Here is a 2,124-nt window from a genome sequence, read left to right on the forward strand (position 1 = left end):
TGACGGTTGCTTTGGTAAATGTTCCCAGCGCATAACTCACTTTGCTGCCATTGATTGTTATCGCTATCTCTCCCTCTAGTGGTTGAGTGCTCACCAACATAAAATCACCAGACTGATTGGTGTAGTAAGCGGTGTGGTCATCCAAAACCCCTTTTTGGCCACTGTACATGACTGAATAGTCAAATTTGACAATGGTTTTAAAAATCTCTTTCGCACCAAAATATCGTCCGTAAAGATTTGGAGCATGAAACAGGCCGAAATGCCCTCCGCTGTTCTGGAGTTTGGAGAAATAGAACTCTGGAATGGAAAAGCTCTCTTGATTCTTGGCTATTTCATCCGCAATGATCTTCATTCTGACTTTGTCTTGCACATAAACACGTGTGTAAGCGCTATACATTAGCGAATAAGACCATAGGAAGGTTGCCAGACAAAGAAAGGTAACAATGCTGATATTTAAAATATTTCTTCTTTCAGCCGTTTCCAGGATGCCATGGCCAAGGAATGATATTGCAAAGAGAAGAAACATCAATGTTCCATTGACAACCCTATCGGGGTAAGAGGGGGAGATGAACATGATAAAGCTTGTCCCCACCGCAATAGCTATCATCAGGTAAGTAGCGTAGATTCTCTTTCTGGAAACAGCGGTTCCTTTGCGAGCGCTTATCACTGCAATCAAAGCAAGCAATGCTAAAACAACATAGCTAATCCATATCAGTGCAAGATGTCCAGAGAGTCGTTCTGTAAAATGAAATACAATTTTTTCTAAAAATGATTTACCTAACCAAACCGGGGTTTCTTTTGCTCTGATAAAATTTCCAGGTGCAAGGATGAGTATGCAAGCACCCACTATTGTCATAAAGGCGTAAATTACTTTGTTGATATCAGTGCTTTTTCTTTTCCAAAAATCGTAACAAATCGCCAATAAGGATAATCCGATAACGAATGGAGCCACGCTTTCATTAGAGCATCCGGCTAACAGACTGATGATTATCATCAATATGCGGATCTTTTTATCATTATTTTGAAGCGTATGGCTTATTCCATATATCCATGCAGCAACAAAAAGATTTGTCCAGTGATAGTTGGCGCTACCAACCACCCAAAATATTGTCTCTCCAATATTAGGATTGGCTATCCAATAGGTAAGAAATACTAACAAAATGACTATACTGTCATTTTTATTCCATTTGAACGAACCCGATGGGGTCTTTGCAATGAAAAGGCAAAAAGACAATACGGCTGTTGCAATTGAAATAGAGTAGATAATACGAGAGTTGATATATAGTAACAATGTGCTGATGTAATCAGCGACCACTCTCCCACTCCATGTCATGTAGTGTTGGTAGTGAGTGTCTAAAGATATGCCTAACAGTGTGTAGTGATAATCATCTGAATGAATAGGTGTATACCACTCAATTAAAAATATTGCTAAAAAAATAGCAGCTGATATTGATATTGTCAGTGTCTTGTTCATCTTTTTGATCTATCTCATTTTGGTGCTTGTTTTTTAATGATGTATCTTGGTCTTTGTTTTACTTCTACATAGATCCTTCCGATATATTCACCTAAAATCCCAATGCCGATAAGTTGAATACCACCGAGAAACAAAATAGAAACTAAAAGGGAAGGATAACCGCGCACCGGGTTCCCAAAAACCAGAGTGTTAAAAACCATCCAGGAACCGTAAAGGAAGGATAGCCCTGCTACAAACAGGCCAATATAGGTCCACACCCTTAACGGGATCGTTGAAAAACTGGTAATACCTTCGAGGGCGAGGTTCCAGAGTTTCCAACCATTAAACTTGGTGTTTCCTGCAATGCGTTCTGCACGGGTGTATTCAACAATGTCTGTTTTACCCCCGGCCCAAGAGAGTATCCCTTTCATGAAAAGGTTACGCTCCGGCATAAGCTTGATATCTTCAACAATCCCACGAGACATTAAGCGAAAGTCACCCACGTTTTCTTCGATCTTAGGTGTGCTAATTTTGTTGTGAAGTTTATAGAACCATTCTGCCGTTTTTCGCTTTAAGTGACCATCCGTAGAGCGATCCGAGCGCTTAGCCAGCACCATGTCTGCGCCGCGTTGCCATTTTTCAATAAGTGCAGGGATTATTTCAATTGGATC

Annotated in this window: 2 protein-coding genes; both read right to left on the reverse strand. The window is 40.3% G+C overall.

Annotation, left to right across the window (positions count from 1 at the left end):
* The coding region (locus J5224_RS25430) for a DUF6056 family protein (RefSeq protein ID WP_264627984.1) at positions 1-1,474 on the reverse strand (1,474 nt) is incomplete at its 3' end.
* A gap of 14 nt (positions 1,475-1,488) precedes the next feature.
* Positions 1,489-2,124: glycosyltransferase (locus tag J5224_RS25435; RefSeq protein ID WP_264627985.1), on the reverse strand; the 636-nt coding region annotated here is incomplete at its 5' end.

The sequence above is a fragment of the Candidatus Symbiopectobacterium sp. NZEC135 genome (genome assembly GCF_025962695.1).